The following is a 24,223-nucleotide window of genomic DNA, read 5'->3' as shown; positions in this document are numbered from 1 at the left end:
CCGGGGGGACTTGCCTTTCCGGGCCCTGAGGGAGGGTCTGATGATATTGGATTGGTTCGCAAAACACGCGCCCATCCGCACCAAGTTCCGGGTGCTGGCCGCGACGCACGCGACGCTGGGGGGCATCGCCGTTACGATCACCGCAGGCGCCGCGACGGGCACGATCGCGACCGGCCCGGTCTTCGACATCACGGTCGTCGCCGCCGCCGTCGCGGGGATCGTCGCGACGACGATCCTGGCCGGGCGCCTGGTCTGCACGCCCTATGTCGACACCGTGCTGCGCATGGAGGCGCTGGCCGACGGCGACCTTGATTCGCCGATCGCCTATACCGAGAACCGCGACTGCGTCGGCCGGATGACGACCGCCATGGCGATCTTCCGCGCCAATATGGAAAAGGCGAACACCGCCGAGGCGCAGCAGCATATGGCCGCAGCGCTTGGCGAAGGGCTCGGCGCGCTCGCGCAGGGCGATCTCACCTTCCGCATCACCGCAGCCTTCCCGGCGGATTTCGAATCTCTGCGGGCGGACTTCAACGCCGCGATGGACGCGATCCGGACCGCGATGACCGCGGTCGATCAGGCGGCCACGCGCATCAACCACGGCTCGCAGGGCATTCTGCAGGCGTCGGACGATCTGTCGCAGCGGACCGAACAGCAGGCCGCGAGCCTGGAGGAAACCGCCGCCGCGATGGACGAGATCACCGCGACCGTCCGACAGGCCGCCGCGGGTGCCACGCGCGCCAACGACGTGGTCGCCGCCGCGCAGACCGAGGCCGAACAATCGGGAGCCGTCGTCGCCCGCGCCGTCGAAGCGATGGGCGGCATCGAGCGTGCCTCGGCCGAGATTTCGGAAATCATCAGCGTCATCGATGGCATCGCCTTCCAGACCAACCTGCTCGCGCTGAACGCGGGCGTCGAGGCGGCGCGGGCCGGCGACGCGGGCAAGGGCTTTGCCGTCGTCGCCTCCGAAGTGCGCGCGCTCGCGCAGCGCTCGGCCGAGGCGGCCAAGGACGTCAAGACGCGCATCAACGCCTCGTCCGAACAGGTCGATGCCGGCGTCGCGCTGGTCAGCGAAACCGGCCATGCCCTGCAGCGCCTGATCGGCCGCTTCGGGGAGATCAATGGCCTGGTCTCGCAAATCGCCATCGCCGCCGAGCAGCAGTCGACCGGCTTGCAGCAGGTCAACACGGCCGTCGGCGAAATGGACGGCGTGACGCAGCAGAATGCCGCCATGGTCGAACAGGCCACCGCCGCCGCTCGTGAACTATCTAGCGAAGCAAGCGAACTTGCTCGTCAGGTCACACACTTCCGCGTCGGCGACACCGATGCCGGTCATGGTGTGCGCGTCGTTAGTCATTCTGTCAGCAATAGTGTGCATCATCTTCAGCAACGCGCCGCCGAAGCGGGCCGTCGCCTCGCCCGTCCCCGGGCCGGCAACGCCGCCGTGGCGATCGCGGACGACGATTGGTCGGCGTTCTGATGCGTCCGCAGCCACTCCAATCGCCGTCGTGCCGTCCGTAGGAAAGTCGAACCCGTATGTCCGTGCCATCGCTTCCGCTTGCCCCCACGCTCGATACGTCGGCGGCTGTGCCGCTGCGCCACGCGCTGCTCGGCTTGATCGAGCGCGGTGAGGCGCTGCGCCTCGACGCGGCAGAGGTCGCCCGGGTCGGCCAGGCCTGCCTCCAGGTGCTGGTCAGCGCCCGCACCACTGCGATCGCACGCGGTCTCGATTTCCGCATCGATCGGCCCAGCGAGGCGCTGGAACGGATGATGATCGTCGCCCGGCTCGACACCGCGCTCGAACCGACCTGCGGCGCCTGAAAGGATTGATGATGAACCTCGACGAGATCCAGCAGATCTTCTTTCAGGAATGCGAGGAAGGTCTCGCGACGATGGAGGCGAGCTTCGCCTCCGTCCGCCAGGGTGGGCACGACAACGAAACGATCAATACGATCTTCCGGTCGGTCCATTCGATCAAGGGCGGCGCAGGCGCGTTCGGGCACGAACGGTTGCAGGCGTTCACCCATGAATATGAAACGCTGCTCGACCTGGTGCGCAACGGCACGCTCGATCTGACGTCGGACCTGCTCGGTACGATCGTCGGCGCGTTCGACATGCTGTCCGATCATGTCGCCGCAGCGCGCGACGGTGGCGATGCGCCCGCCGACGGCCCGATGCTCGCCCGCCTCGTCGCCGCCTCGACGCCCGGCGCCGTGGCGGAGTCCGCGCCCGAACCCGTGGCGGAGGCGCCCGCGCCTGCGCCGATCGACGATTTCGACGATCTGTTCGCGATGTGCGAAAGCGTGCCCGAACCGGAGGAAAGCGTCGGCAATCCGGGCGACTGGACCGTCACCTTCGTCCCCGGCGTCACTGCGCTCGACAATGGCGGCGATCCGCTGCTGCTGGTGCGCGAACTGACGCTGCTGGAAGGCGAAGTGCTCGCCGCCGACGTGTCGCGCCTGCCGCTGCTGTCCGAACTGCATCCGGAACGCTCGTATCTCGGCTGGACCGCGATCGTGCCGGGCAGCGTCGCCGAGGACGATATCCGCGGCATCTTCGAATTCATCGGCGACTGCGAACTCACCGTCACCCGCATCGGCGAACCCGCCGTGTCGGATGACGATCTGATCGCCGACATGCTCGCCGACGTCATGCCGGCCGCACCCGCATCGGCCCCGGTCGAGGAGATCCTGCCGGCCGCCGCGCCCGTGCCCGCCGCTATCCCGGCGCCCGCTCCGGTGGCTGCGGCACCCGCACCGGCGCCGGCACCGATCGCGGCCCCCGCGCCGGCGACGCCTGCACCGGCGGCGACGGTTCTGCCCGCCGAACCCGCCGCGCCGCGCCCCGCGGCCGCGCCGCCCGCGCAGACGATCCGCGTCGACCTCGACAAACTCGACCGCCTCGTCAACCTGGTCGGCGAGCTCGTCATCACCCAGGCGATGCTGGCGCAGCGCCTATCCGAACATGGCGCTGGGGGCATCAGCGAACTGACCGACCTCGATCACCTGACGCGCGAGCTGCAGGAATCGACGATGGCGATCCGCGCGCAGCCGATGAAGACCGTCTTCAGCCGCGTGCCGCGCATCATCCGCGAACTGGAAGTCGAAACCGGCAAGCGCGTCCGCCTCGACATCGTCGGCGAGATGACCGAGGTCGACAAGACCGTCGTCGAACGCATCGGCGAGCCGCTGACCCACCTGATCCGCAACGCGGTCGACCACGGCCTCGAAACGCCGGCCGATCGCCTCGCTGCGGGCAAGCCGGAGGAAGGCGTCGTCACGCTCTCCGCCGCGCATCATTCGGGCCGCATCGTCATCACGGTGAAGGACGACGGGCGTGGCATCGACCGCAAGCGCGTCCGCGCCAAGGCGATCGAACGCGGCATCATCACGCACGATGCGATCCTGAGCGACGAAGAGGTCGACAACCTGATCTTCGCGCCCGGCTTCTCCACCGCGGCGACCGTCTCCAACATCTCCGGCCGCGGCGTCGGCATGGATGTGGTGCGCAAGAACGTGCAGGCGCTCGGCGGCCGCATCGGCATCACGTCGAACCTCGGTTCGGGGTCCAGCTTCGCGCTGTCGCTGCCGCTGACGCTGGCGGTGCTCGACGGCATGATCGTGACCGTCGGCGACCAGACCTTCGTCATCCCGCTCGGCCATATCGTCGAAAGCCTGCGTCCCGACGAGGATGGCGTGAAGGTGCTGGGCCCCAGCGCGTCGCTGCTCGACGTGCGCGGCTCGTACGTGCCCGTCCACCGCATCGCCGAACAGCTCGGCATCGGCGGCGCGCAGGCCAATCCTGAGGACGCGGTGCTGATCGTGGTCGAATCCGATCACGGCCAGGCGGTGCTGATGGTCGATTCGATCCAGGACCAGCGCCAGGTCGTCGTGAAGAGCCTCGAGGCGAATTACGAAGCCATCCCCGGCCTTGCCGGTGCCACCATCCTGGGCGACGGCCGCGTCGCGCTGATCCTCGACGTCGATGCGCTGATCTCGCGCTGGCGCCGTGAACCGCGCCACACCACGCCGCCGCACGCGCCGATGAGCCTCGCCGCATGAGCGCCGCCGCCGCGACACTCAACGGGCAACGACCGACCGAATTCCGGTTCGAGGCCGCCGACCACAAGGCGATCAGCGAATTCGTGTACGAGGCGGCGGGCATCCTGCTGCCGCCGAACAAGATGCAACTCGTCTATGGCCGGCTGGCACCGCGGGTGCGCGCCTGCGGCCTGACGACCTTCGCCCAATATGTCGCGCTGATCGCAACCGATCCGGTCGAACGCACGCAGGCGCTGGATGCGCTGACCACCAACCACACCAGCTTCTTCCGCGAATCGCATCACTTCGATCATTTCATGGAGCATTGCTGGCCCGCCCTCGACGCGCGGCTGACGACGCGCGGCAAGGTGCGCCTGTGGTCGGCGGCCTGTTCCAGCGGCGAGGAACCCTATTCCTTGCTGATGGCGATCTTCGGTCAGGAACGCGGCAACGGCCAGCGCCTCGCGCGCACCGACCTGCGCGTGCTGGCGACCGATCTGTCGACCGAGATCCTCGCCGCGGCCAAGACCGGCCGCTACACATTGGATACCGCATCGGGCGTGCCGCAGTCGCTGCGCTCGATCTGGATGACACGCGACGGCAATCAGGCGGAGGTCCATCCGCTGATCCGCGAGCGCATTGCCTTCCGTAAGCTCAACCTGCTCGAAAACTGGCCGATGAAGGGACAGTTCGACGCGATCTTTTGCCGCAACGTCATGATCTACTTCGACGAACCGACCAAGGAACGCCTGCAGACCCGGCTTGCCGACCACCTCGTTCCGGGCGGGTTCCTGTACATCGGGCATTCCGAGCGGCTCTCCAACTCGGTCGCGCCACGCTTTGCATGCGTCGGCCGCACCACCTTTCAGAAAGTGACGGCATGACGGTCCGCGCTCTAGTGGTCGATGACTCGCCGACGATGCGGGCGATGGTGTCGCACAGCCTGTCGCAGGACCCGGATATCGAGGTCGTCGGCACCGCTGACGGCCCGATGACCGCGCGCGAGATGATCAAGTCGCTCAACCCCGACGTCATCACGCTCGACATCGAGATGCCGGGGATGAACGGCCTCGACTTCCTCGAAAAGATCATGCGCCTGCGCCCCATGCCCGTCGTCATGCTGTCGACGCTGACCGGCAAAGGCGCGGAGGCGACGATCCGTGCGCTCGAACTGGGTGCGTTCGACTGCTACGAAAAGCCCAAGCAGGCGTTCGGCGGTGGCCTGGGCAACGATCTAACGCGGCTGGTCAAGGCCGCGGCGAAAAGCCGGGTCCGCCCCCGTTTCCAGGCGACACCAGTGCCGCGGGCGCCCGCCGCCGATTACGTGCCGCGCCAGGACGCGATGATCGCGATCGGATCGTCGACCGGCGGCGTCGAGACGCTGATCGAGCTGCTCGGCGGCTTCCCGGTCAACTGTCCGCCGACGGTCATCGTCCAGCACATGCCCGAAAGCTACGTGCCGACCTTCGCCGCGCGACTCGACCGCCTGTCGGCACCGCACGTCAGCGTCGCGCGCCCCGGCGCGCCGCTGGAGGTGGGTCATGTCTATGTCGCGCCCGGCGGCGCCTATCATACCGAGATCACCGGCGGCAGCTTGCGCCGCTGCCGCCTGGTCGAGGACGAGAAGATGAGCGGCCACCGCCCCTCGGTCGACCGCCTGTTCCATTCGGTCGCGCGCTGGGCCGGCGCCTCCGCGGTCGGCGCGATCCTGACCGGCATGGGTGCCGACGGCGCGCAGGGCCTGAAGGCGATGCGCGACAAGGGCGCGATGACGATCGGCCAGGATGCCGACAGCTGCGTCGTCTACGGCATGCCCGCCGCGGCGTTCCAGATGGGCGCGGTGACGGCGCAGCTGCCGCTGTCGAAGATCGCGGCGCGACTGATGGCGGAGTGCCGTGCATGACCCCATTGTCGAACCTTCCCCGCGCATCCGACGGCCTGCGCCGCATCAACATTCTGCAGGGCGAAACCAAGGTGTCCGACGACGCCGGCGTCGTGCTGACGACCGTGCTCGGCAGCTGCATCTCGGCCTGCCTCTACGATCCGATCGCCAAGGTCGGCGGCCTCAACCACTTTCTGCTCGCCGAGCCGGGCAGTGGCGAAACCGACGTGCGCTCGCTGCAACGCTACGGCGTCTATGCGATGGAAGTGCTGATCAACGCGATGATGTCGATGGGCGCGACGCGATCGAACCTGAAGGCGCGCATCTATGGCGGCGCCAGCCTGCGCGACGGGTTCCGCGATATCGGCGCGACCAACGCGCTGTTCGCCCGCCGCTTCCTGCGCGACGAACGCATCGCGCTGGTCGGCGAGGACGTCGGCGGCCATGGCGCCCGTCGGATCGAATTCCGTCCGACGCTGGGCCTTGCCCGCTGCCGCATCGCCACCGATCGCCCGGTCGAAAAACCGCGCGTCGCCGCTCCCGCTCCCGTCATCGCCGAGGCCGTCGGCGATGTGGAATTCTTCTGATGAACCCCCTCCCCCAAAAAGGAACTGCCGTGTCCAGCATGATCATGACCGTGGACGATTCGCCCAGTATGCGGATGCTGCTGAAGGCAGCACTGACCGACATGGGCTATAACGTCCTCGAGGCCGAAGACGGCGTCGACGCGCTCGAACGGCTCGGTGGCGCCTGTTCGTCGGGCAACGGTCCCGACCTGCTCATCACCGACATCAACATGCCGCGTCTCGATGGCTTCGGCCTGATCGAAAAGGTGCGCGAACAGGACCGGCATCGCAACCTGCCGATCCTGGTGCTCACCACGGAAAGCTCGGATGAAAAGAAGCAGCGCGCGCGCTCGGCGGGCGCTACAGGTTGGATCGTCAAGCCGTTCCATCCTGACAAGCTCGCTGCGGCGATCCGCCGCGTCCTGCACTGATTTGCAACAGGAATAACATCATGTCCCGTCAGCTCATCACCTTCCAGATCGGCGAACAGGTTCTCGGCGTCGACATCATGGCGATTCGCGAAATCCGCGCCTGGTCGCCGGCCACGCCGCTGCCCAACGTGCCGGCGCATGTGCGCGGTGTCGTCAACCTGCGCGGCGTCGTGCTGCCCGTGCTGGATCTCAGCCATCGCCTGGGCTGGGGTTCGACCGACCCGTCGTCGCGCCACGTCATCATCGTCGTGCGGATCGGCGAACAGTTGCAGGGACTTATCGTCGACGCCGTCAACGATATCGTCAGCATTCCTGACGATGGTATGCAACCGCTGCCCGATATCGGCGAAACGCCCGCCGCCCAATTCCTTGAAGGACTGGCGACGATCGATCAGCGGCTGATCCTCGTGCTCGCGCTGGAGCGGCTGGTCGATAGCTCGGCTTCCCTCTCCGACGCTGCCTGAACGATTACCTTCCGTCTTCTCGTTACCCAAGGATAACAGGCATGGCCGCCGCCCCGGTTAAAGTTCTCGTCGTCGATGATTCGCTCACCATGCGCGCGCTGCTGTCGGGCGCTCTCGAACGCATTCCGGGCGTCACCGTCGTCGGTTCGGCCGACGGCGCTGAGGAAGCCCGCGTCATGCGCGACAAGCTGGTTCCCGACGTCATGACGCTGGACGTCGAGATGCCGGGGATGAGCGGCCTCGAATATCTCGCCGAGCTGATGGAACAGCGGCCGATGCCGGTCATCATGTTCTCGACGCGGACCGAGGCGGGGGCGGAAGCATCGATCGAGGCGCTGCGGCTGGGCGCGATCGACTGTTTCCCCAAGCCAAAGGTCGCCGTGGCGGCGGAGTTCGACAAGATTCTCGCCAAGCTCGGCAAGCGGATCAAGGCCGCCAAGGGCGCCGCGGTAAAGGCTGCTGGCGCGACCAAGGTGGTGGCCTCGCCGCCGCTCGACTGGAACGGCCGCCTGCTCGCGATCGGCGGAGAGGCCGCGGCGACGCAGACGCTGTTCGAACTGTTCGGCGCCTTCCCGGCGAACTGCCCGCCGACCGTCGTCGTCCAGCATCTGGGCGCCGGCCTCGCCGGTACGATGATCGACAAGCTGGCCGCGGAAATCGCGCCCAAGATCGTGCTGGCCGAAGACGGCATGCCGGTCGAACAGGGAGCCATCTATCTCGCGCCCCCGGGCGAGACGCATGTCGTCGTCGATTCGTGGCCGAACGGCAAGCTGCGCATGCTGCCGCGCGATCCGGTTGCGGGCGAGCGGCCGTCGATCTCGATCCTGTTCGCCTCGGTCGCCAAAGCGGCGGGCGCCGAATCGGTCGGCCTGCTGCTGGGCGCGGATGGCGAGGACGGTGACGCCGGCGTGCGCGCTTTGTCGGCGGGCAACGGCTTCTACATCACGCCGGCCGAGGATCGGAGCCAGGGCTATACGATGGCACGGCGCATGGCGAACCAGCCGGTTCCGGCGGACCAGCTCGCCCGCACCCTTCTGAAACTGTGCAACAAGTGATCGGGCTGCCCGTCGATATGGGATCCGCCACCCCGATCACGCCGGGCTGCGAACCGGCCCTTGCCCATGCGCTGGCGGACGAGCTGGTCGGGATCACCGGCCTGCTCGCCGACCTCGCCTTCGATCTCGCCGGCAATCCCGACACGCTGCGCCACCACATGCACAGCCTGCAGGGGATCGACCGGATCACGCAGGCGCAGCTGGCGGTCGCCGACCTGCTGCGCTCCTGCGCCCCGGTCGAACAGCGGATCGCCGCGGTGACGCTGGAGGAAATGGGCGGCAATATCCGCCGCGCGGTCGATCGCTATCGTGCCGAAGGGGTACCGATCGACCCCACCGAATGATCGGTTGACCGATTTAGTCTCGCACGACACCACTTGATTTCGGACCCGCTAAGTTTATGCGCTAACAGCGAAACCAAAAGCGGGGCACGATGGGAAGCGCAATGCGAGGACAGGACGCCGCTCTGTTTAGCGATCAGAATGCCAATAACGGGCTGCTCTCACCCATTGCGGTGAGCGCGACGCCGGACGAACATCTCTACGCGCTCGCACGGGCCTTCACGGCATCGCGCCGGCGGCTGACCACGCATCTCGATGCGTCGCTGTTCGCCAATCCCGGCCTGGATATCATGCTGTTCCTGTTCGCCGAAGGCCAAGGCGGCCGCGCGGTCACCACCAACGCCTGTTGCGCCGCCGCCGGCGTGCCGCGCACCACGGCGCTACGCTGGGTGAAGCTGTTGCAGGAGCGTGGCCTGATCGACGGCAGCGACGATATCACCGATCGGCGCGTGACGATGCTGGCGCTGAGCGATCGTGCCCGTCAGATCATCCGCACCTGGCTGACCGACATCACTGTAGTACCGTAGACGATCCCGGGTCTCCGCGGTCGCTGGGCGCATAGCACAGCGCGTCGAGCGCATGGGCGACGTACAGGGCCGCGACTGGACAATGTTGCTGATCTAACAGCACGAGCACCTCGGACAATTGGGTGCATATCCGCTCGTGCGTCTCGGGCGCCATCCCGTTCTTTCCCAATAAGAACCCATCGACATGACAGTTATGTCATGTCGGCAATCGACGTTTATGCTCGGTCGGTTTTGAAAGCAACCGTTCCGGAGATAATCGTTTGCGCGACGACGGATATCTAACCTTCGACAAGGATGGGATGTGCGGCACGCAGATCGTCGGCGATCCGTTCGACGATATCGTTCTCGGCGGCGGTGCCGGACGGCGTCACCGACCAGTTGCAGTGCGGATGGGTGGCAATGGGGTAGACGCGCAGGTCCCCCGTCACCAACCGCCAGCGCCGCCGGTTACCACCGGCCCGACGAATCAGCGTCGACAGAAACAGGTCGTGAAGCGCACCGCTGGTCATCGCCTGCCCCTAGCCGCCTGACCGGCCGAGGAAAAGCGCCGCGCGCTTGCCTCACCCCGATCGACCCGGCACAGCGCGCACCATGTCCGCCGCCTCCTCCACCCGCACCGGCCTGCTCCAGGGCATCGGCGCTTATACCTTGTGGGGGGCGCTGCCGCTCTACCTGCACCTGCTGTCCGGCGTCCCGCCGCTCCAGGTGATCGCGCACCGCGTGCTCTGGTCGCTGGTCCTGCTCGCGGTGATCGTCGTCGCCACCCGGCGACTGCGCCCGCTGCTGGCCGTCGCCCGTGGCCGCACGCTGCTGATGCTGGCGGGCAGCGCGACGCTGATCGCGATCAACTGGTTCGTCTACATCTGGGCGGTAGACAACGCGCATCTGGTCGAAGCGAGCCTCGGCTATTTCATCAACCCGCTGGTCAATGTCGCGCTCGGCACGCTGTTGCTGCACGAACGGCTGGGCCGGGTGCAGGCCATCGCGATCGGCCTCGCCGCCTGCGGCGTCCTCATCTTCGCGCTGAACGGCGGCGGCGCGATCTGGATCTCGCTCGCCCTCGCGTTCAGCTTCGCCTTCTACGGCTTCCTTCGGAAGATCTGCGCGATCGATTCGCTCGGCGGGCTGACGGTGGAGACCGCGCTGATCGCACCGGTCGCGCTCGCGATCCTGATCGTCGCCGGGCGCAACGGCACCGCCGCTTTCGGTAGCGGTACATCGATGGACCTGCTGCTCGTCCTCGCCGGCCCCGTCACCGCCGCGCCGCTGCTGCTGTTCGCCGCGGCCGCGCGCACGCTGCGCTACACGACGATCGGGCTGCTCCAGTTCATCGCGCCGACGCTCCAGTTCCTCGAAGCGGTGCTGCTCTATCACGAGCCCGTACGCCCGGCGCAGCTCGCCACCTTCGCGCTGATCTGGGCGGGGTGCGGCCTGTATGCCTGGAGCAGCGTCGCCGCCGCGGCGGCTCAGCGGCGCACGTCGAGCCCGCCCGCCAGATAGGCGTCCAGGTCCGCCTGCCGGAACAGCGCGGCATCACCGGGCAGCGAATGTTTGAGCGCGGTCAGCGCCACGCCCGCCTCCGCCGCCGCCGCGATCCCCTGCCCCCGCCGTAGCGCATGCAGCACGCCCGCGGCAAAGGCATCGCCGCCGCCGATCCGGTCGACGATCCCCGCAAGCGTCACCTGCGGCGTTTCCACCCAGGTTTCGCGCGTATCGATCCGCGCCGACAGATAGTGGAGATCGACATTCTCGACCGTCCGCGCGGTCGAGGCGATCGTCTGCAGCATCGGAAACGCCGCGAACGCAGCCTCCGCCGCGGCGCGCGCATCGCCCGCCTCGAACGGCGTGCCGAGCAGGAGCGCGATGTCGCGATGGTTGCCGAACAACAGGCTGGCGCGCGCGACCAATTGCGTCAGCAGGGCACGCGGATCGCCATCCCACCGCTCCCACAATTTCGCGCGGTAGTTGCCGTCGAACGAGATCGGGATGTTGCGCGCCGCCGCCGCCTCGACCGCCGCGATCGCGCTCTGTGCCGCCACCGCGCCCAGCGCCGGGGTGATGCCCGACAGATGCAGCCCGTCGACCCCGTCGAGCAGCGCGTCCCAATCCCAGCCCGCGACGGGCGCCTCGGCAAAGGCGGAATGCGCCCGGTCGTAGATCACCTCGGTCGCGCGCATGCCCGCGCCGGAGGTGACGAAATACAGACCCATGCGCGCGCCGCCCAGCGCGATGCCGCGCGTATCGACGCCATGCCCGCGCAACGTCGCGATCGCCGATCGGCCGAGGTCGTTGTCCGGCACCCGGCTGGCAAAGCGCACGTCATGGCCCAGCCGCGCAAGCGCCGTCGCGACATTCGCCTCGGCCCCCGCGACCCAGACGTCCAGCTTCGGCGTCTGCAACAGCAGCTCGCGCCCCGGCGGCGACAGGCGCAGCATGATCTCGCCGAATGCCAGCAACGTCCCCATGCTTCCCCTCCCTGTCTCCGCTTCCCGCCTGCCACGTCGCCACCCATTCGAATAGATGAAAAGAATATCCACGATATGGGAATGGCAAGACCGGCAATACTTCCTGACACGATGGAACGATAGGCGACGGACCCGCCGCACCGGTTCGCGCGTCTATCGCGACAACCTCTGGAGGGTGCCTTGGCCGCAACGTTCGTCCGCCATCTGAAGCCGACGCTGCTTCCCGATCCCAAGCGTACCGTAATCCGCCCCTTTTTGCCCGAAGACCCCGGCCCGTTTGCGGTCGAGGGCGCGCCGCGCGGCGACCGTATCGTCGACCGCCTGCTTGCGCTCGACGATGCGCGCACCGCCGAACTGGTCGAGGTGATTGTCGAGGGCCTCGGCGCCCGCCATCGCGAGGTGCCGGCGCTGCTGCTGCGCCGGTTCGACGAGGTCGCGGCGCAACTGGACCTGCCGCCCGATTTGTCGGAATCGCGCCGCATGCTGATCGGCGGCTATTGCAGCGCCGAATATTCGTTCGAAGCCGCCGCGCTGTTCAACCCCAGCATCGTCCCCCATCCCGACCAGAGCGACTGCGCGGACGGCGCGATCCGCTTCGTCCTGTCGCTGCGCGGGATCGGCGAGGGGCATTTGTCGTCCGTCACCTTCCGCACGGGCACCTGGGGGCCGGACGACGACGACCTCGTCCTCCATCCGCCCGGACCGCAGGGCGTGCCGCCGGTGGTGGAAGAGCCCGATCCCGAGCTCGTCCGCCAGATCGGCGCCAAGGCCCTGGTCCAGCTCAATTGCCGCGATGCGCGCGAGCCATCCGAAACCGTGCTGTTCCCCGTCGTCCCCAGCCAGAGCCGCGGGATCGAGGACCTGCGCCTCGTCCAGTTCCGCGAGGATGACGGCCGCACCACCTATATGGGCAGCTACACCGCCGTCTGCGCCGAAAGCGCGCGGCAGGAACTGCTCCAGACCGACGATTTCCGCCTGTTCCACATGCACCCGGTCGAAGGACCCGTGGCGAGCGGCAAGGGCATGGCGCTCTTCCCCCGCAAGATCGGCGGCAAGTTCGCCGCGCTGTTCCGCCATGACAACGAAAACCTGTGGTACGCCACCAGCGACACCCCGCTCGCCTGGGACCGCCCGGTCCGGATCATGGAGCCCGAATACCCCTGGGAATTCGTGCAGATCGGCAATTGCGGCTCGCCCATCGAAATTGACGAAGGGTGGCTGGTCCTCACCCATGGCGTCGGCATGGTCAGAAGCTATTGTATCGGCGCCGCCTTGCTCGACCGCGACGATCCGACGAAGGTGCTCGGCCGCCTGCCCGAACCGCTGATCGCACCCGATGGCGAAACCTGGGACGGCTATGTTCCGAACGTCGTCTATTCCTGCGGCGCCATGGTCCGCGGCCGCACGCTGCTGCTCCCCTATGCCCTCGCCGACGACATGACGAGCTTCGCCATCGCGCCGCTGGACGACCTCGTCGCCGCCATGCGCTGACCCAAAAGTCCTCCCCCGCCAGGGGGAGGACCTTATTGGTCAGCCCACACCGTCAGCAGCGTATGCGCGATCGCATAGGGCGGTGGCGGCAGAAACGGCCCCGGTTCGCCCGCGAGCACCGCGCGCACAGTCGCGCGGTCGACCCAGATCGCATCCTCCAGCTCGTTGGTATCGAGCGTGATCGTATCGTCCTTCGCTTGGCCGATGCAGGCGATCATCAGTGAAGACGGGAACGGCCAGGGTTGGCTCGCGACATAGCGCACGTCGGTGACGCGCACGCCCGCCTCCTCGACGATCTCGCGCGCCACCGCTTCCTCCACCGACTCCGCCGGCTCGACGAAGCCCGCCAGCGCCGAATAGCGTCCCTCCGGCCAGCCCTTGCCGCGGCCCAGCAACGCGCGGCCGTCGTGCTCCGCGATCATGATGACGACGGGGTCGACGCGCGGGAAATGCTCGGTCGCGCAGACGTCGCACTGCCGCCCCCAGCCGCCGCGGAACAGGTGCGTCGTACCGCCGCAGCGCGCGCAGAAACGATGGCGGCTGTGCCAGTCGATCAGGCTGCGCGCCGCGGCATAGGTCGCCGCCTCGCCCGGCTGAAGGCTGGCGAGCAGCCCCATCAGCGCCGGGCTGCGCATCGCGGGCACCGTGCCTTCGCCACTCTGCGGCAGCAGCGCGGCGACATGCGCGCGGCCGGCCTCGTCCAGCCCCAGCAGGATGACCTCGGCGTCCTCCGGCAGAGCGGCAAGGCTGTCCCACACCAGTCGCCCGTCGTCCCCCGCCGCCGGCATCAACCCGTCGAGCCGCAACAACCGCGCCCGCCAGTCGAGCTTCGCCGCCAGCGCCGCCGGATCGTGGCGCAGCGCATCGGCGCGATCGAGCGTGCCGCCGGTGAACCCGATGGCCGTAAACCCAGGCGCGACGCTCACCGCTTGAACCGCGACAGATCGGCGGCCAGCGCGCGCACCGTCTCCTGCCGCACCGGCCAGCGATCGGCGGGGAAGTAATTGACCATGATCGTGCCCCGCACCTTCTTCACCGGATCGACAAACGCGACCGTGCCGGCCGCACCACCCCAGCCATAGGTTCCCTTGGAGGGCATGCCCCCCGGCCCGTCGGCGAGATACACCGAACCGCCCGCGCCGAAGCCCATCGGCGTCGCGGCCTGCGTCCCGCCGGTATTGCCCTCCACCCCGCCGAAGGTGACGCCCGCCGGCAGCAGGTTCGACATGGCGAGCCGCACCGTCTCGGGCTTCATGACCCGCACGCCGTCCAGCGTACCCTCATCGGCCAGCATATGCAGGAACCGGTCATAGTCACGCGCCGACATGACCAGGCCGGCGCCACCATAGGGAAAGCTCGGCGGCTTCAGCCATACCGAGGTCGCGCCGGGATCGAGCGGCGACAATTGATCGCCGACGATCGCATAATTGGTCGCCAGGCGCGACGCATCGCCGGCCGGCACGGTCCAGAAGCTCGACGTCATCTTCAGCGGGTCGAACAGGCGCTGCTGGACGAAGCGATCGAACGGCATGCCGGATGCCACCTCGATCACGCGGCCCATCACGTCGAGGCCGATCGAATAATGCCAGCGCGTACCCGGCTGGTAGATGAGCGGGATGCTCGCGACGCGATCGGCGAAGTCGGCGAGCGTCGCGGGCCGGGTACGGCGCGCCGCCGCCTCGATCCGCGTATTCACCGCCGCCGGCACGATACCCTTCGCCTCCAGCAGCTTGAGCAGGGGGCCCTTGGCGTTGATGTTATAGCCCAGGCCCGACGTATGGGTCAGCAACTCGCGGATCGTGATCTCACGCTCCGCGGGCACCGAATCGAGTGTCACGTCCGGGTTGGTGAAGACGCGCATCTGTTTGAACGCAGGGATATATTTCGACAGCGGGTCGTCGAGGCCGATCTTGCCCTCTTCGATCAGGATCATCGCCGCCATCGCCGTCACCGGCTTGGTCATCGAATAGACGCGCCACAGGCTGTCGGGGGTGGCAGCGGGTGCGTTGGCGTCGGTGGCGATCCGCCCGGCAGAGACGAACCAGGTCGGCCGATCGCCCACACCGAAGGCGCCGACGATGCCCGGCATCTTGTCATCGCGGACATAGCCATCGAACAGCGCCTGCGTGCCCGGCAGCACCGCGCGGCCCAGCGTGTCGACCGACCCGCGCTGCGCGATTGCAGGCGCGGGCGCGGGTGCGGCTTGGCGTGCCTGCCCCGCAAACCCCGCGCTCGCGACCAGCGCGACCAGACCAGCACCGACGATCCCGTGAACGCGCCTCATCCATCCCTCCTCAGCACCGCCGCGGCGGCTTTTGCGAACAGCGTCGGCAGGCCGGCGCGATCCAGATCGTCGATCGGCCACCATTCGCCGTTAAGCGGGTGATGGCCCTCGCCTTCCGCGACGGCAAGCGCCAGTTGCAGATCGAAATGGGTAAAACCGTGCGCGACAGTTGCGTTGCGCAACTCCCACGCTGCCGCCACTGGCGCATCGGCAAGGCCCGGCGGCGCATCCGCCCACGGCCCGGTCGGCAGCGCACGCATGCCGCCGAGCAGCCCCTTGCCCGGCCGCCGCACCAGCCACACCGCGCCGTCACGCTCCAGCCAGAAGATCGTGCCGTGCCGCTGCGGCTTGGCCTTCTTCGCCGCCTTCACCGGCAGCCGCTCCGGATCGCCCTCGCGGAACGCCCGGCATTCGCCCTGCAACGGACAGAGCAGGCACGATGGTTTCTTCGGCGTGCAGATGCCCGACCCCAGATCCATCATCGCCTGCGCAAAGTCGCCCGCCCGCGCGTCCGGCGTCACCCGATCGGCCGCCGCGCGGATCGCCACCCGCGCGCCCGGCAACGCCTCGCGAATCGCGAACAGCCGCGCGACGACGCGCTCGACATTGGCATCGACCACTACGGCGCGCTGCCCGAAGGCGATCGCCGCCACCGCCGCCGCGGTATAGGCGCCCAGCCCCGGCAGCGTCCGCAAGCTCGCCTCGTCCGACGGGAAAGCGCCGCCATGTTCCGCCACCACGACCTTGGCGGCGGCGACCAGATTGCGCGCACGGGCGTAATACCCCAGCCCCGCCCAGGCGGCCATCACCTCCGCCTCGTCCGCCGCGGCGAGGGCATCGAAATCGGGCCAGCGCGCGACCCACGCCTCGAACCGCGGTCGCACCGCCGCCACGGTCGTCTGCTGCAGCATCACCTCCGACAGCCACACGCGATACGGGTCCGCCGTCTCGCCGGGCAGCACCCGCCACGGCAGCGCGCGGCGGTGGACGTCGTACCAGGCGAGCAGGGCGGGGGCGATCATGGCGGGATCGGGATAAGAGCGTGTAGCGTCCACGCATCCGCTATGGCATGGAGCCGCAGATGAGCAAGCGCGCCCGCGCCACCGACACCGAAGCCCCCCGCCAGAATCGCGCCCGCGCGGTCAGCGAACTGCTGCCCGCGATCCACGGTGCCGCGTTCAAGCGATTCGGCTTCGTGCAGAGCGCGCTCGTCACCCGCTGGCCCGAGATCGTCGGCGAGCGCTGGGCGGCAGCATCGGCACCCGAATCGCTGCGCTTCCCGCCGGGCCAGAAGGCGGACGGCGTGCTCACCATCGTCGTGCGCGGCGCGCATGCCCCGATGATGCAGCATATCGCGCCCGAGATCGTCGAGCGCGTGAACCGCTTCTTCGGCTATGCCGCGGTCGCGAAACTGACGATCCGCCAGGGCGAAGTCGCCAAGCGCATGCCGCGCAGCGCGCCCGCCGCCCCGCGCGAGGCCCCGGCCGAGATCGGCGAAGGGCTGAAGACGATCGCCGACCCCGAATTGCGCGCCGTGCTCGAAGCCCTCGCCGCCGGTGTCCACGCGCCGCGCACCCTGCCCAGGATCAGCTGATGACGCTTTCCCGTTTGCTTCCGATCGCGCTTCTTACGGTCGCCGCCACCGCGCCCGTCACCGACTGGTCGGCCGCACCCGCGCGCCAGACCGCGAAGGGCGCCTATGTCTTCGGCAATCCCGCCGCGCGCGTGAAGCTGATCGAATATGGCAGCTACACCTGCCCGCATTGCGCGGTCTTCGCCAAGGAGAGCGAGCCGGAGCTGAAGGGCAAGATGATCCGCTCGGGCGGGCTCAGCCTCGAATACCGCCACCTGATCCGCGATCCCGCCGATCTCGGCGCGGCGATCCTCGCCCGCTGTGCCGGGCCCCGCGGCTTCGCGGCGGCGCATGCGATGATCTTCGCGACGCAGCCGGTGTGGCTGAAGAAAGTCGGCGAGTACCAGCAGGCGCATCCCGATATCGACACCAAGCCGCCGATCGTCCAGGCGCGCACCTATGCCGATGCCGGCGGCCTCACCGCCGCGATGCGCGCACGCGGCCTGACGCCGGCGCGTATCACCGCCTGTTTCGCGGACAAGGCAGAAGTCGCGCGGATCACCGCGATGACCGGTGACGCGCCGATCGAGGTGAACAGCACCCCCAGCTTCTATGTCGACGGCGCGCTGCAACCGCCGGGCGACTGGAGCACCCTCGCCCCCGTGCTGCGTGCCAAGGGCCTCAAGTGATTTTCGTGATGGAGCGTAACGCCATGAAGACCCGCCTCACCGCCGCTTTGCTCGTCCTGCCGCTGGCGCTCAACGCCTGTTCGAAGGAGGGCACCGGCACCCCCGCCGCGCCCGCCAGCCCCGTCGCAGCCGTCGCCGCGCCATCGGGCCAGAACTGGACCGACGTCGTCTCGCGCACCGCGGAAGGCACGATCGTCGGCAACCCGAACGCGCCGATCAAGGTCGTCGAATATGGCTCGCGCCTGTGCCCGGTCTGCGGCGCCTTCGCGCGCGACGGCTTCGAATCGCTGATGAACTACGTGAAGAGCGGCAAGGTCAGCTTCGAATATCGCGAATTCCTGGTCCACGGCGCCCCCGACGTGCCGCCGGCGCTGCTCGGCAATTGCGCCGACAAGGCCGCCTTCTTCCCGATCCTCGAACAGATGTATCAGTCGCAGGAAGGCTTCCTCAACAAGCTCCAGGCGATGACGCCGGCGCAGCAGCAGCAGTTGCAGACCGCCAAGCCGGTCGATGCGATCAAGATGATGGCGCAGCAGATGGGCCTGATCGACTTCGCCAAGCAGCGCGGCATCCCCGAAGCCAAGGCGATGCAGTGCTTGGGCGACATGAGCCAGATCGACCGCTGGACCAAGCAGACGCAGGACAAGGGCGCCGACGGCACCGTCACGGGCACGCCGACGCTCATCATCAACGGCAAGAAGAGCGACGTGACGAGCTGGAGCCAGTTCGAACCGCTGCTCAAGGCCGCCGGCGCGTAAGTCTTGATCCAGGCGTCATCCCAGCGCAGGCTGGGATCTCCGGGTGATTGCGCGACAAGAGCACCGGGAGGCCCCAGCCTGCGCTGGGGCGACGATCATGGGCTTGGCGCTTCGGGTGCCTTGCGTCTCTTCGCGTCTTCGCGTGAATCAAAATCCCCCGCCCCGCTTGCCACCGCACAATAGAACAGCCACCCCTCCCACGTGCAGATCAAGCGGCTCCGCATCGCCGGGTTCAAAAGCTTCGTCGACCCCGCCGACCTCCATATCGAGCCGGGGTTGACCGGAGTCGTCGGCCCCAACGGCTGCGGCAAATCCAACCTGCTCGAAGCGCTCCGCTGGACGATGGGCGAATCGAGCGCCAAGTCGCTGCGCGGCGCGGGGATGGAGGACGTCATCTTCGCCGGCACAGCGACGCGCCCGCCGCGCGCCTTTGCCGAAGTGTCGATCCTGCTCGACGCCGCTGACGGTGACGAGCGCGAGGTCGTCCGCCGCATCGAACGCGGCGCCGGCAGCGCCTATCGCATCGACGGCCGCGACGTGCGCGCCAAGGACGTCGCGCTGCTGTTCGCCGACGCCGCCACCGGCGCGCACAGCCCCGCCCTCGTCAGCCAGAACCGGATCAGCGCGGTCATCGCGGCGAAGCCCGCCGAACGCCGTGCGATGCTGGAGGAAGCCGCGGGGATCGCCGGTCTCCACGTCCGCCGCAAGGACGCCGAACAGAAACTCCGCGCGACCGAGGCGAACCTCGAGCGCCTCGGCGAACTGATCGCCGATCAGGACGCCCGCGCCGCCGCGCTGCGCCGCCAGGCCCGCGCCGCCGAACGCTATCGCGAGCTGTCGGCGAAGATCCGCATCGCCGAAGCGCGGATGATCTTCGCACGCTGGCGCGATGCTGCCGCCGCCGCCGATGCCGCGCGGGCCGAAGCGACCGCCGCCGACACCCGCGTCGCCGAGACGACCGACGCCGAACGCATCGCCGCCGCGACGCAGGCCGAAGCCATGACCGCGGTCGCCACCGCCCGCGCCGCCGCGCTCGCTGCGCGCGATGCCGCCAACGACCTCGGCCACCGCCTCACCACGCTCCGCGCGCAACGCGCCGCCGCCGCGCGCCGGGTAAGCGAATTGGACGAGGCCCGCCGCCGCATCGCCGACGATCGCGCGCGCGAAGGCACGCTCGCCGCCGATGCCGCGCAGGCGCTCGCCCGCCTCGCCGACGAGGTGAAGGCGCTCGACCGCGCGATCCTTTCCGCCGCCGACGAGGCCCCCCGCCTCGACGCGACACTCGCCGAGGCCGAACGCCACGCCCGCGATGCCGAGGTCGCGCTCGCCCAGGGCCTCGCCCGCCAGGCGAGCGAAGCCGCCGAGACCCGCGTCGCCGATGCCGCGCTCGCCGCCGCCCGCACCCGCGCCGACCGTGCCCGCCGCGAGGTCGCACAGCTCGCACAGGCGCTCGCCGCTCTGGGCGACGCCGCCCCCCTCACCGCCGCGCGCGACGAGGCCGCCACGCACCGGCAACAGGCGCTTGCCCACGCGGAAGAGGCCCGCGCCCTCCTCGCGCAGGCGGAGGCGGAGGAACGCGCCGCCATCGCCGGCCGCGACGCCGCCGAAACCGCCCGCGCCGCCGCGCGTGCCGACCTTGCGCAAATCGATGCCGAGATCGCCGCGCTTACCCGCGCCACCCAGCGGACGGGCAAGGAAAGGCTGCTCGACCACCTCGCCTCCGCCGCCGGCTACGAACGCGCGCTTGCCGCGGCGCTCGGCGACGAGCTCGACGGCGACCCCGCCGCGTGGGAAGGCGCCACGCCGCAGCCCGGCGATCCCGCCCCGCCAGAGGGCACGACGCCGCTCGCCGACCACGTGACCGCCCCCGCCACGCTTGCCCGCCGCCTCGCCCAATCCTTCGTCGCCGATGTAGACGATGGCCAGCCGCTCGCGGTCGGCCAGCGCCTCGTCACCCCCGCCGGGCACACGCGCCGCTGGGACGGCCATGTCGCCACCGGCAATGGCGCCGCCGCGGCAGAGCGGCTCGAACGCCTCAACCGCCTGAAAGCCCTCCGCGACACCCGCCCCGCCGCCGCCGCCACGGCAGAGGCCGCCGCTGCCGCCCATGCCGACATCGACCGCCGCATCGCCGCCGCTCGCACCGCCGCCCAGTCCGGCCGCTCCGCGTTAACCCAGGCCGACGCTGCCACCCGCGACGCCGAACGCGCCGAAGACCGCGCCACCACCGCGCTCGACCGCCTCGCCGGCCAGCGCGCCGATCTCGACGCCCGCGCGCTGCGCATCGCCAGCGAGCACGACGAAGCCGAAGCCGACCGCACCGCCGCCGAGGCCACCCGCGCCGCCCTGCCCGATGGCCGTGACAGCGCCGCCGCAGTCGCCGCTTTGTCGCAGGTCGCGGACCGCTGCCGCATCGCCGTCGCGCAGGCCCGTGGAGACCGCACCGCACTCGATCGCGCCGTGCAATCCAACCGCGAACGTCTCGCCGCCGCCCAGGCCGACACGCGCAGCTGGCGCGCCCGCGCAGGCGAGGCCGCCAAGCGCATCGCCGACATGGACGCGCGCGAGGTCGCCCTCGCCAAGGAGGCTGCCGACGCCGCCGACCGCCCCGCCGCGCTCGATGCCGCCATCGCCACCGCCCATGCCGAACATGACGCCGCCCGCCGCGAGGCGGACACGCAAGCCACCGCCGAACGCGACGCCGATGCCGCCGCCCGCCGCGCCGACGACGCGCAGCGCCGCGCGATCGAGGCGCTGTCGCAGGCCCGCGAAGCCCGCGCCGGCGCCGCCGCCCGCCTCGAATCGCAGGAGCTGCGCCGGGTCGAGATGGGCCGCCTGTCGGGCGAACGCTTCGAATGCCCCGCGCCCGTGCTGCCCGAGCGGCTCGGCTTCGCCGGCGCCGACGTCGGCACCCCCGCCGCCGAAAGCACCACGCACGAGCGCCTCACCGCCGATCGCGAGCGCATCGGCCCGGTCAACCTCGTCGCGGAACGCGAACTCGCCGAGCTGGAAGCCACCGGCAAGAGCAACGCCGCCGAGCGCGACGAACTGATCGAGGCGGTGAATCGCCTGCGCGGCTCGATCGGCCTGCTCAACCGCGAAGGCCGCCAGCGCCTCACCGCCGCCTTCGAAGCGGTCGACGGCCACTTCCGCCGCCTGTTCACCACGCTGTTCGACGGTGGCGCCGCCCATCTCGCTCTGGTCGATTCGGACGACCCACTCGAGGCCGGGCTGGAGATCATGGCGCAGCCACCCGGCAAGCGCCTGCAATCGCTCACGCTTCTATCCGGCGGCGAACAGGCGCTGACGGCGGTCGCGCTCATCTTCGCTTTATTCCTCACCAACCCCGCGCCGATCTGCGTCCTCGACGAGGTCGACGCGCCGCTGGACGACGCCAATATCGAACGCTTCTGCGATCTGCTCGACCGGATGACGCGCGAAACGCAGACCCGCTATCTGATCGTCACGCACAATGCGGTGACGATGAGCCGCATGCACCGCCTGTTCGGCGTCACCATGGTCGAACGTGGCGTCAGCCGGCTGGTATCGGTCGATCTGGGCGGCGCGACCAGCCTGCTCGCGGCGGAATAGCCTCGCGCAGGCCGGCGAGTACGCGGCCGGTATAGGCCAGGCACATCGCCTGATGCGCCGCCGCCGCAGCGGGATGGTCCGCCTGGATCGATCGCACCGCTTCGGCGAACGAGCGCGCGGACAGATAGGGCATGTCCTCTGTCGTCATCTCCGACTCTCCTTGGCGAACCTTATCGCGCACCATCATTGCGGGCCGATGACTGAGACCAAAAATCGTGTTGCCTCCGCCCCTTGTCGGCAGCAACCGCGGAACGTATATCGAACGCATGGCCCAGCTCGACACCCGCCAGAAGCTGGAAATTCTCGCCGACGCCGCGAAATACGATGCGTCCTGCGCCTCGTCGGGCACCGCCAAGCGCAACAGCCGCGACGGCAAGGGGCTGGGCTCGACCGAAGGCATGGGCATCTGCCACGCCTACGCGCCCGACGGTCGCTGCATCAGCCTGCTCAAGATCCTGCTGACCAACAGCTGCATCTTCGATTGCCATTATTGCATCAATCGCAAGAGCAGCAACGTCCGCCGCGCGCGCTTCACCGCCAAGGAGGTCGTCGACCTGACGATCGCCTTCTACAAGCGCAATTATATCGAGGGCCTGTTCCTCTCGTCCGGCATCATCAAATCGTCGAACTATACGATGGAGCAGATGGTCGAGGTCGCGCGCAGCTTGCGCGAAGATCACCATTTTCGCGGCTACATCCATCTGAAGACGATCCCCGACGCCGATCCCGAACTCGTCCACCAGGCCGGCCTCTACGCCGACCGTGTCTCGATCAACGTCGAGCTGCCAACGGTCAGCGGCCTGAAGCGCCTCGCCCCCGAAAAGGACGGCACCCGCATCGAAGGCGCGATGCGCGACGTGAAGGGTGCGATCGCCGACAATGGCGACGCGCGCAAGAAGTACAAATCCGCCCCCCGCTTCGCCCCCGCCGGCCAGTCGACGCAGATGATCGTCGGCGCCGACGCTGCCACCGATGGCGAGATCGTCGCGCGCGCCTCGACGCTCTACGATCGCTTCGGACTGCGCCGCGTCTATTACAGCGCGTTCAGCCCCATTCCCGACGCCAGCACGGTGCTGCCGTTGCAGCGCCCACCGCTGATGCGCGAACATCGCCTCTACCAGTCCGACTGGCTGATGCGCTTCTACGATTACAGTCCGGCAGAGGTCGTCGCCGCGGCGGACGATGCGACCGGCATGCTGCCGCTCGACATCGACCCGAAGCTCGCCTGGGCGCTCAAATTCCGTGACCGCTTCCCCGTCGACGTCAACGGCGCGCCCCGCGAGATGCTGCTGCGCGTCCCCGGCCTCGGCGTGAAGGCGGTCGACCGCATCGTTGCGACGCGCCGCTGGCGCCGCCTGCGCCTCGACGACGTCGCGCGCCTGACGGTCAGCGTCGCCAAGGTCCGCCCGTTCATCGTCGCAGAGGACTGGCGCCCGGTGCTGCTCAGCGACCGCGCCGACCTGACTCCCCTCGTCGCGCCGAAAAAGCAGCAGCTCGAACTCTTCGCCGCCTGAGAATGACTCGCGGGTGAAACGCCGCGCGCGCTCGCCGGTTGGGCGATGCGAAGGAGACACACCCATGGCGCTGGCAGCAATTTACGCGGACCTGAAGCGGGATCACGACAAGCAACGCAAGATGCTGAAGGAGCTTGCCGAGCTGACCGACACGGCCAAGCGCGGCAAATTGTTCGAGGACTTCCGCCTCGAGGTGCAGAGCCACGCCGCCGCCGAGGAGGAATCGCTCTACGCCACGATGCTGCGCGATCCCGACTTACGCGACGATGCCCGCCATTCGGTTTCCGAACACAAGGAGGTCGACGACCTGCTCGCCGAGATGACCGAGCTGGAGGTGTCATCGGACGAATGGAACGAGAAATTCTTCCACATGCGCCGTCGCTACGAACACCACATCACCGAGGAAGAGGAAGAGATGTTCCCCGCCGCGGCCGACGAACTCGACACCAAGACCGAAAAGAAGCTCGCCGAGATCTACGAAGAGCGCAAGCCCGAGGAACTGAAGCTCGCCAAGGAAAAGCCCGCCGGCGGCGACGACCGCGACTGACCGGT

The 24,223-nt window shown here is 68.8% G+C and carries 25 protein-coding genes; 19 read left to right on the top strand and 6 right to left on the bottom strand.

Annotation, left to right across the window (positions count from 1 at the left end):
- Positions 1–40 precede the first annotated feature (40 nt).
- From ACGVWT_RS09660 to ACGVWT_RS09610, 11 genes are all read left to right on the top strand, one after another.
- Entirely contained in the window at positions 41–1,480 is a 1,440-nt protein-coding gene (locus ACGVWT_RS09660; RefSeq protein WP_315460755.1) for a methyl-accepting chemotaxis protein, read from the top strand.
- Between the two features lie 56 nt (positions 1,481–1,536).
- The gene (locus ACGVWT_RS09655) at positions 1,537–1,821 is read left to right on the top strand and encodes an STAS domain-containing protein (protein ID WP_315460756.1); all 285 of its coding nucleotides are present in this window, start codon (positions 1,537–1,539) and stop codon (positions 1,819–1,821) included.
- An 11-nt stretch (positions 1,822–1,832) separates the two neighbouring features.
- On the top strand, positions 1,833–4,061 hold the full coding sequence (locus ACGVWT_RS09650) for a chemotaxis protein CheA (protein ID WP_315460757.1): 2,229 nt from the start codon (positions 1,833–1,835) through the stop codon (positions 4,059–4,061).
- The gene (locus tag ACGVWT_RS09645) at positions 4,058–4,924 is read left to right on the top strand and encodes a protein-glutamate O-methyltransferase CheR (RefSeq protein WP_315460758.1); all 867 of its coding nucleotides are present in this window, start codon (positions 4,058–4,060) and stop codon (positions 4,922–4,924) included. Before ACGVWT_RS09650 ends, ACGVWT_RS09645 begins: the two co-directional genes overlap by 4 nt.
- Positions 4,921–5,943 (top strand): chemotaxis response regulator protein-glutamate methylesterase, encoded by a 1,023-nt coding sequence (locus tag ACGVWT_RS09640; protein WP_116460390.1) that lies wholly within the window; start codon positions 4,921–4,923, stop codon positions 5,941–5,943. Before ACGVWT_RS09645 ends, ACGVWT_RS09640 begins: the two co-directional genes overlap by 4 nt.
- Positions 5,940–6,509, top strand: coding sequence for a chemotaxis protein CheD (locus tag ACGVWT_RS09635; protein ID WP_315460759.1), 570 nt, complete (start codon positions 5,940–5,942; stop codon positions 6,507–6,509). Before ACGVWT_RS09640 ends, ACGVWT_RS09635 begins: the two co-directional genes overlap by 4 nt.
- A gap of 29 nt (positions 6,510–6,538) precedes the next feature.
- Positions 6,539–6,919: a response regulator gene (locus tag ACGVWT_RS09630; protein ID WP_017980242.1), complete on the top strand. Its 381-nt coding sequence runs from the start codon at positions 6,539–6,541 to the stop codon at positions 6,917–6,919.
- 20 nt (positions 6,920–6,939) lie between these two features.
- A complete protein-coding gene (locus ACGVWT_RS09625) occupies positions 6,940–7,383 on the top strand; it encodes a chemotaxis protein CheW (RefSeq protein ID WP_017980243.1) in 444 nt (147 codons plus the stop codon).
- Positions 7,384–7,424: 41 nt separating this feature from the next.
- Positions 7,425–8,438 (top strand): chemotaxis protein CheB, encoded by a 1,014-nt coding sequence (locus ACGVWT_RS09620; RefSeq protein WP_315460760.1) that lies wholly within the window; start codon positions 7,425–7,427, stop codon positions 8,436–8,438.
- Between the two features lie 17 nt (positions 8,439–8,455).
- Complete coding sequence (locus ACGVWT_RS09615) at positions 8,456–8,782, top strand: hypothetical protein (protein ID WP_394426127.1); 327 nt, start codon at positions 8,456–8,458, stop codon at positions 8,780–8,782.
- Between the two features lie 101 nt (positions 8,783–8,883).
- Positions 8,884–9,306: a MarR family transcriptional regulator gene (locus ACGVWT_RS09610; RefSeq protein ID WP_017980246.1), complete on the top strand. Its 423-nt coding sequence runs from the start codon at positions 8,884–8,886 to the stop codon at positions 9,304–9,306.
- A 278-nt stretch (positions 9,307–9,584) separates the two neighbouring features.
- Here ACGVWT_RS09610 and ACGVWT_RS09605 read toward each other — a convergent pair whose 3' ends face one another.
- Positions 9,585–9,815 carry a hypothetical protein gene (locus tag ACGVWT_RS09605; protein WP_244056883.1) on the bottom strand — a complete coding sequence of 77 codons (231 nt, stop codon included), beginning with the start codon at positions 9,813–9,815 and terminating at the stop codon, positions 9,585–9,587.
- Positions 9,816–9,897: 82 nt separating this feature from the next.
- On the opposite strand from ACGVWT_RS09605, the gene rarD reads away from it, so the two are divergent.
- Entirely contained in the window at positions 9,898–10,806 is a 909-nt protein-coding gene (rarD, locus tag ACGVWT_RS09600) for an EamA family transporter RarD (RefSeq protein ID WP_315460762.1), read from the top strand.
- Here the strand turns inward: rarD and ACGVWT_RS09595 are convergent.
- Positions 10,773–11,771 carry a sugar kinase gene (locus ACGVWT_RS09595; protein WP_315460763.1) on the bottom strand — a complete coding sequence of 333 codons (999 nt, stop codon included), beginning with the start codon at positions 11,769–11,771 and terminating at the stop codon, positions 10,773–10,775. The genes rarD and ACGVWT_RS09595 overlap by 34 nt on opposite strands.
- Before the next feature lie 180 nt (positions 11,772–11,951).
- Between ACGVWT_RS09595 and ACGVWT_RS09590 the strand changes: the two genes are divergently transcribed.
- A complete protein-coding gene (locus ACGVWT_RS09590) occupies positions 11,952–13,262 on the top strand; it encodes a glycoside hydrolase family 130 protein (protein ID WP_315460764.1) in 1,311 nt (436 codons plus the stop codon).
- A gap of 32 nt (positions 13,263–13,294) precedes the next feature.
- Here the strand turns inward: ACGVWT_RS09590 and nudC are convergent, their stop codons facing one another.
- The 3 genes from nudC to mutY are packed head-to-tail and all read right to left on the bottom strand — an operon-like array spanning position 13,295 to position 16,568.
- A complete protein-coding gene (gene nudC, locus ACGVWT_RS09585) occupies positions 13,295–14,188 on the bottom strand; it encodes an NAD(+) diphosphatase (RefSeq protein WP_315460765.1) in 894 nt (297 codons plus the stop codon).
- Positions 14,185–15,546, bottom strand: a complete 1,362-nt coding sequence (locus tag ACGVWT_RS09580) for a serine hydrolase domain-containing protein (RefSeq protein ID WP_315460766.1) — start codon at positions 15,544–15,546, stop codon at positions 14,185–14,187. The genes nudC and ACGVWT_RS09580 overlap by 4 nt, the downstream gene beginning before the upstream one ends.
- Positions 15,543–16,568, bottom strand: a complete 1,026-nt coding sequence (gene mutY / locus ACGVWT_RS09575; RefSeq protein ID WP_315460767.1) for an A/G-specific adenine glycosylase — start codon at positions 16,566–16,568, stop codon at positions 15,543–15,545. The genes ACGVWT_RS09580 and mutY overlap by 4 nt, the downstream gene beginning before the upstream one ends.
- A gap of 59 nt (positions 16,569–16,627) precedes the next feature.
- On the opposite strand from mutY, the gene ACGVWT_RS09570 reads away from it, so the two are divergent.
- From ACGVWT_RS09570 to ACGVWT_RS09555, 4 genes are all read left to right on the top strand, one after another.
- Entirely contained in the window at positions 16,628–17,140 is a 513-nt protein-coding gene (locus tag ACGVWT_RS09570) for a DUF721 domain-containing protein (protein ID WP_116461350.1), read from the top strand.
- Positions 17,140–17,808, top strand: a complete 669-nt coding sequence (locus ACGVWT_RS09565; RefSeq protein ID WP_315460768.1) for a thioredoxin domain-containing protein — start codon at positions 17,140–17,142, stop codon at positions 17,806–17,808. Before ACGVWT_RS09570 ends, ACGVWT_RS09565 begins: the two co-directional genes overlap by 1 nt.
- A gap of 23 nt (positions 17,809–17,831) precedes the next feature.
- Entirely contained in the window at positions 17,832–18,566 is a 735-nt protein-coding gene (locus ACGVWT_RS09560) for a thioredoxin domain-containing protein (RefSeq protein WP_116460380.1), read from the top strand.
- Positions 18,567–18,767: 201 nt separating this feature from the next.
- Positions 18,768–22,157 (top strand): chromosome segregation SMC family protein, encoded by a 3,390-nt coding sequence (locus ACGVWT_RS09555; RefSeq protein WP_315460769.1) that lies wholly within the window; start codon positions 18,768–18,770, stop codon positions 22,155–22,157.
- On the opposite strand, the gene ACGVWT_RS09550 is transcribed toward ACGVWT_RS09555, so the two are convergent.
- Positions 22,099–22,305, bottom strand: a complete 207-nt coding sequence (locus tag ACGVWT_RS09550; protein WP_315460770.1) for a hypothetical protein — start codon at positions 22,303–22,305, stop codon at positions 22,099–22,101. The two genes, ACGVWT_RS09555 and ACGVWT_RS09550, sit on opposite strands and share 59 nt — an antisense overlap.
- Positions 22,306–22,423: 118 nt before the next feature.
- On the opposite strand from ACGVWT_RS09550, the gene ACGVWT_RS09545 reads away from it, so the two are divergent.
- Together ACGVWT_RS09545 and ACGVWT_RS09540 are read left to right on the top strand one after the other, a co-directional pair.
- On the top strand, positions 22,424–23,671 hold the full coding sequence (locus tag ACGVWT_RS09545) for a putative DNA modification/repair radical SAM protein (RefSeq protein WP_315460771.1): 1,248 nt from the start codon (positions 22,424–22,426) through the stop codon (positions 23,669–23,671).
- 64 nt (positions 23,672–23,735) lie between these two features.
- Positions 23,736–24,218 carry a hemerythrin domain-containing protein gene (locus tag ACGVWT_RS09540; RefSeq protein WP_315460772.1) on the top strand — a complete coding sequence of 161 codons (483 nt, stop codon included), beginning with the start codon at positions 23,736–23,738 and terminating at the stop codon, positions 24,216–24,218.
- Positions 24,219–24,223 lie beyond the last annotated feature (5 nt).

The sequence above is a fragment of the Sphingomonas sp. S6 genome (assembly GCF_043498045.1).
GTDB lineage: Bacteria > Pseudomonadota > Alphaproteobacteria > Sphingomonadales > Sphingomonadaceae > Sphingomonas.
Note: the sequence above shows the minus strand (reverse complement) of the source record. Positions and strands in the feature narration are given on the sequence as shown.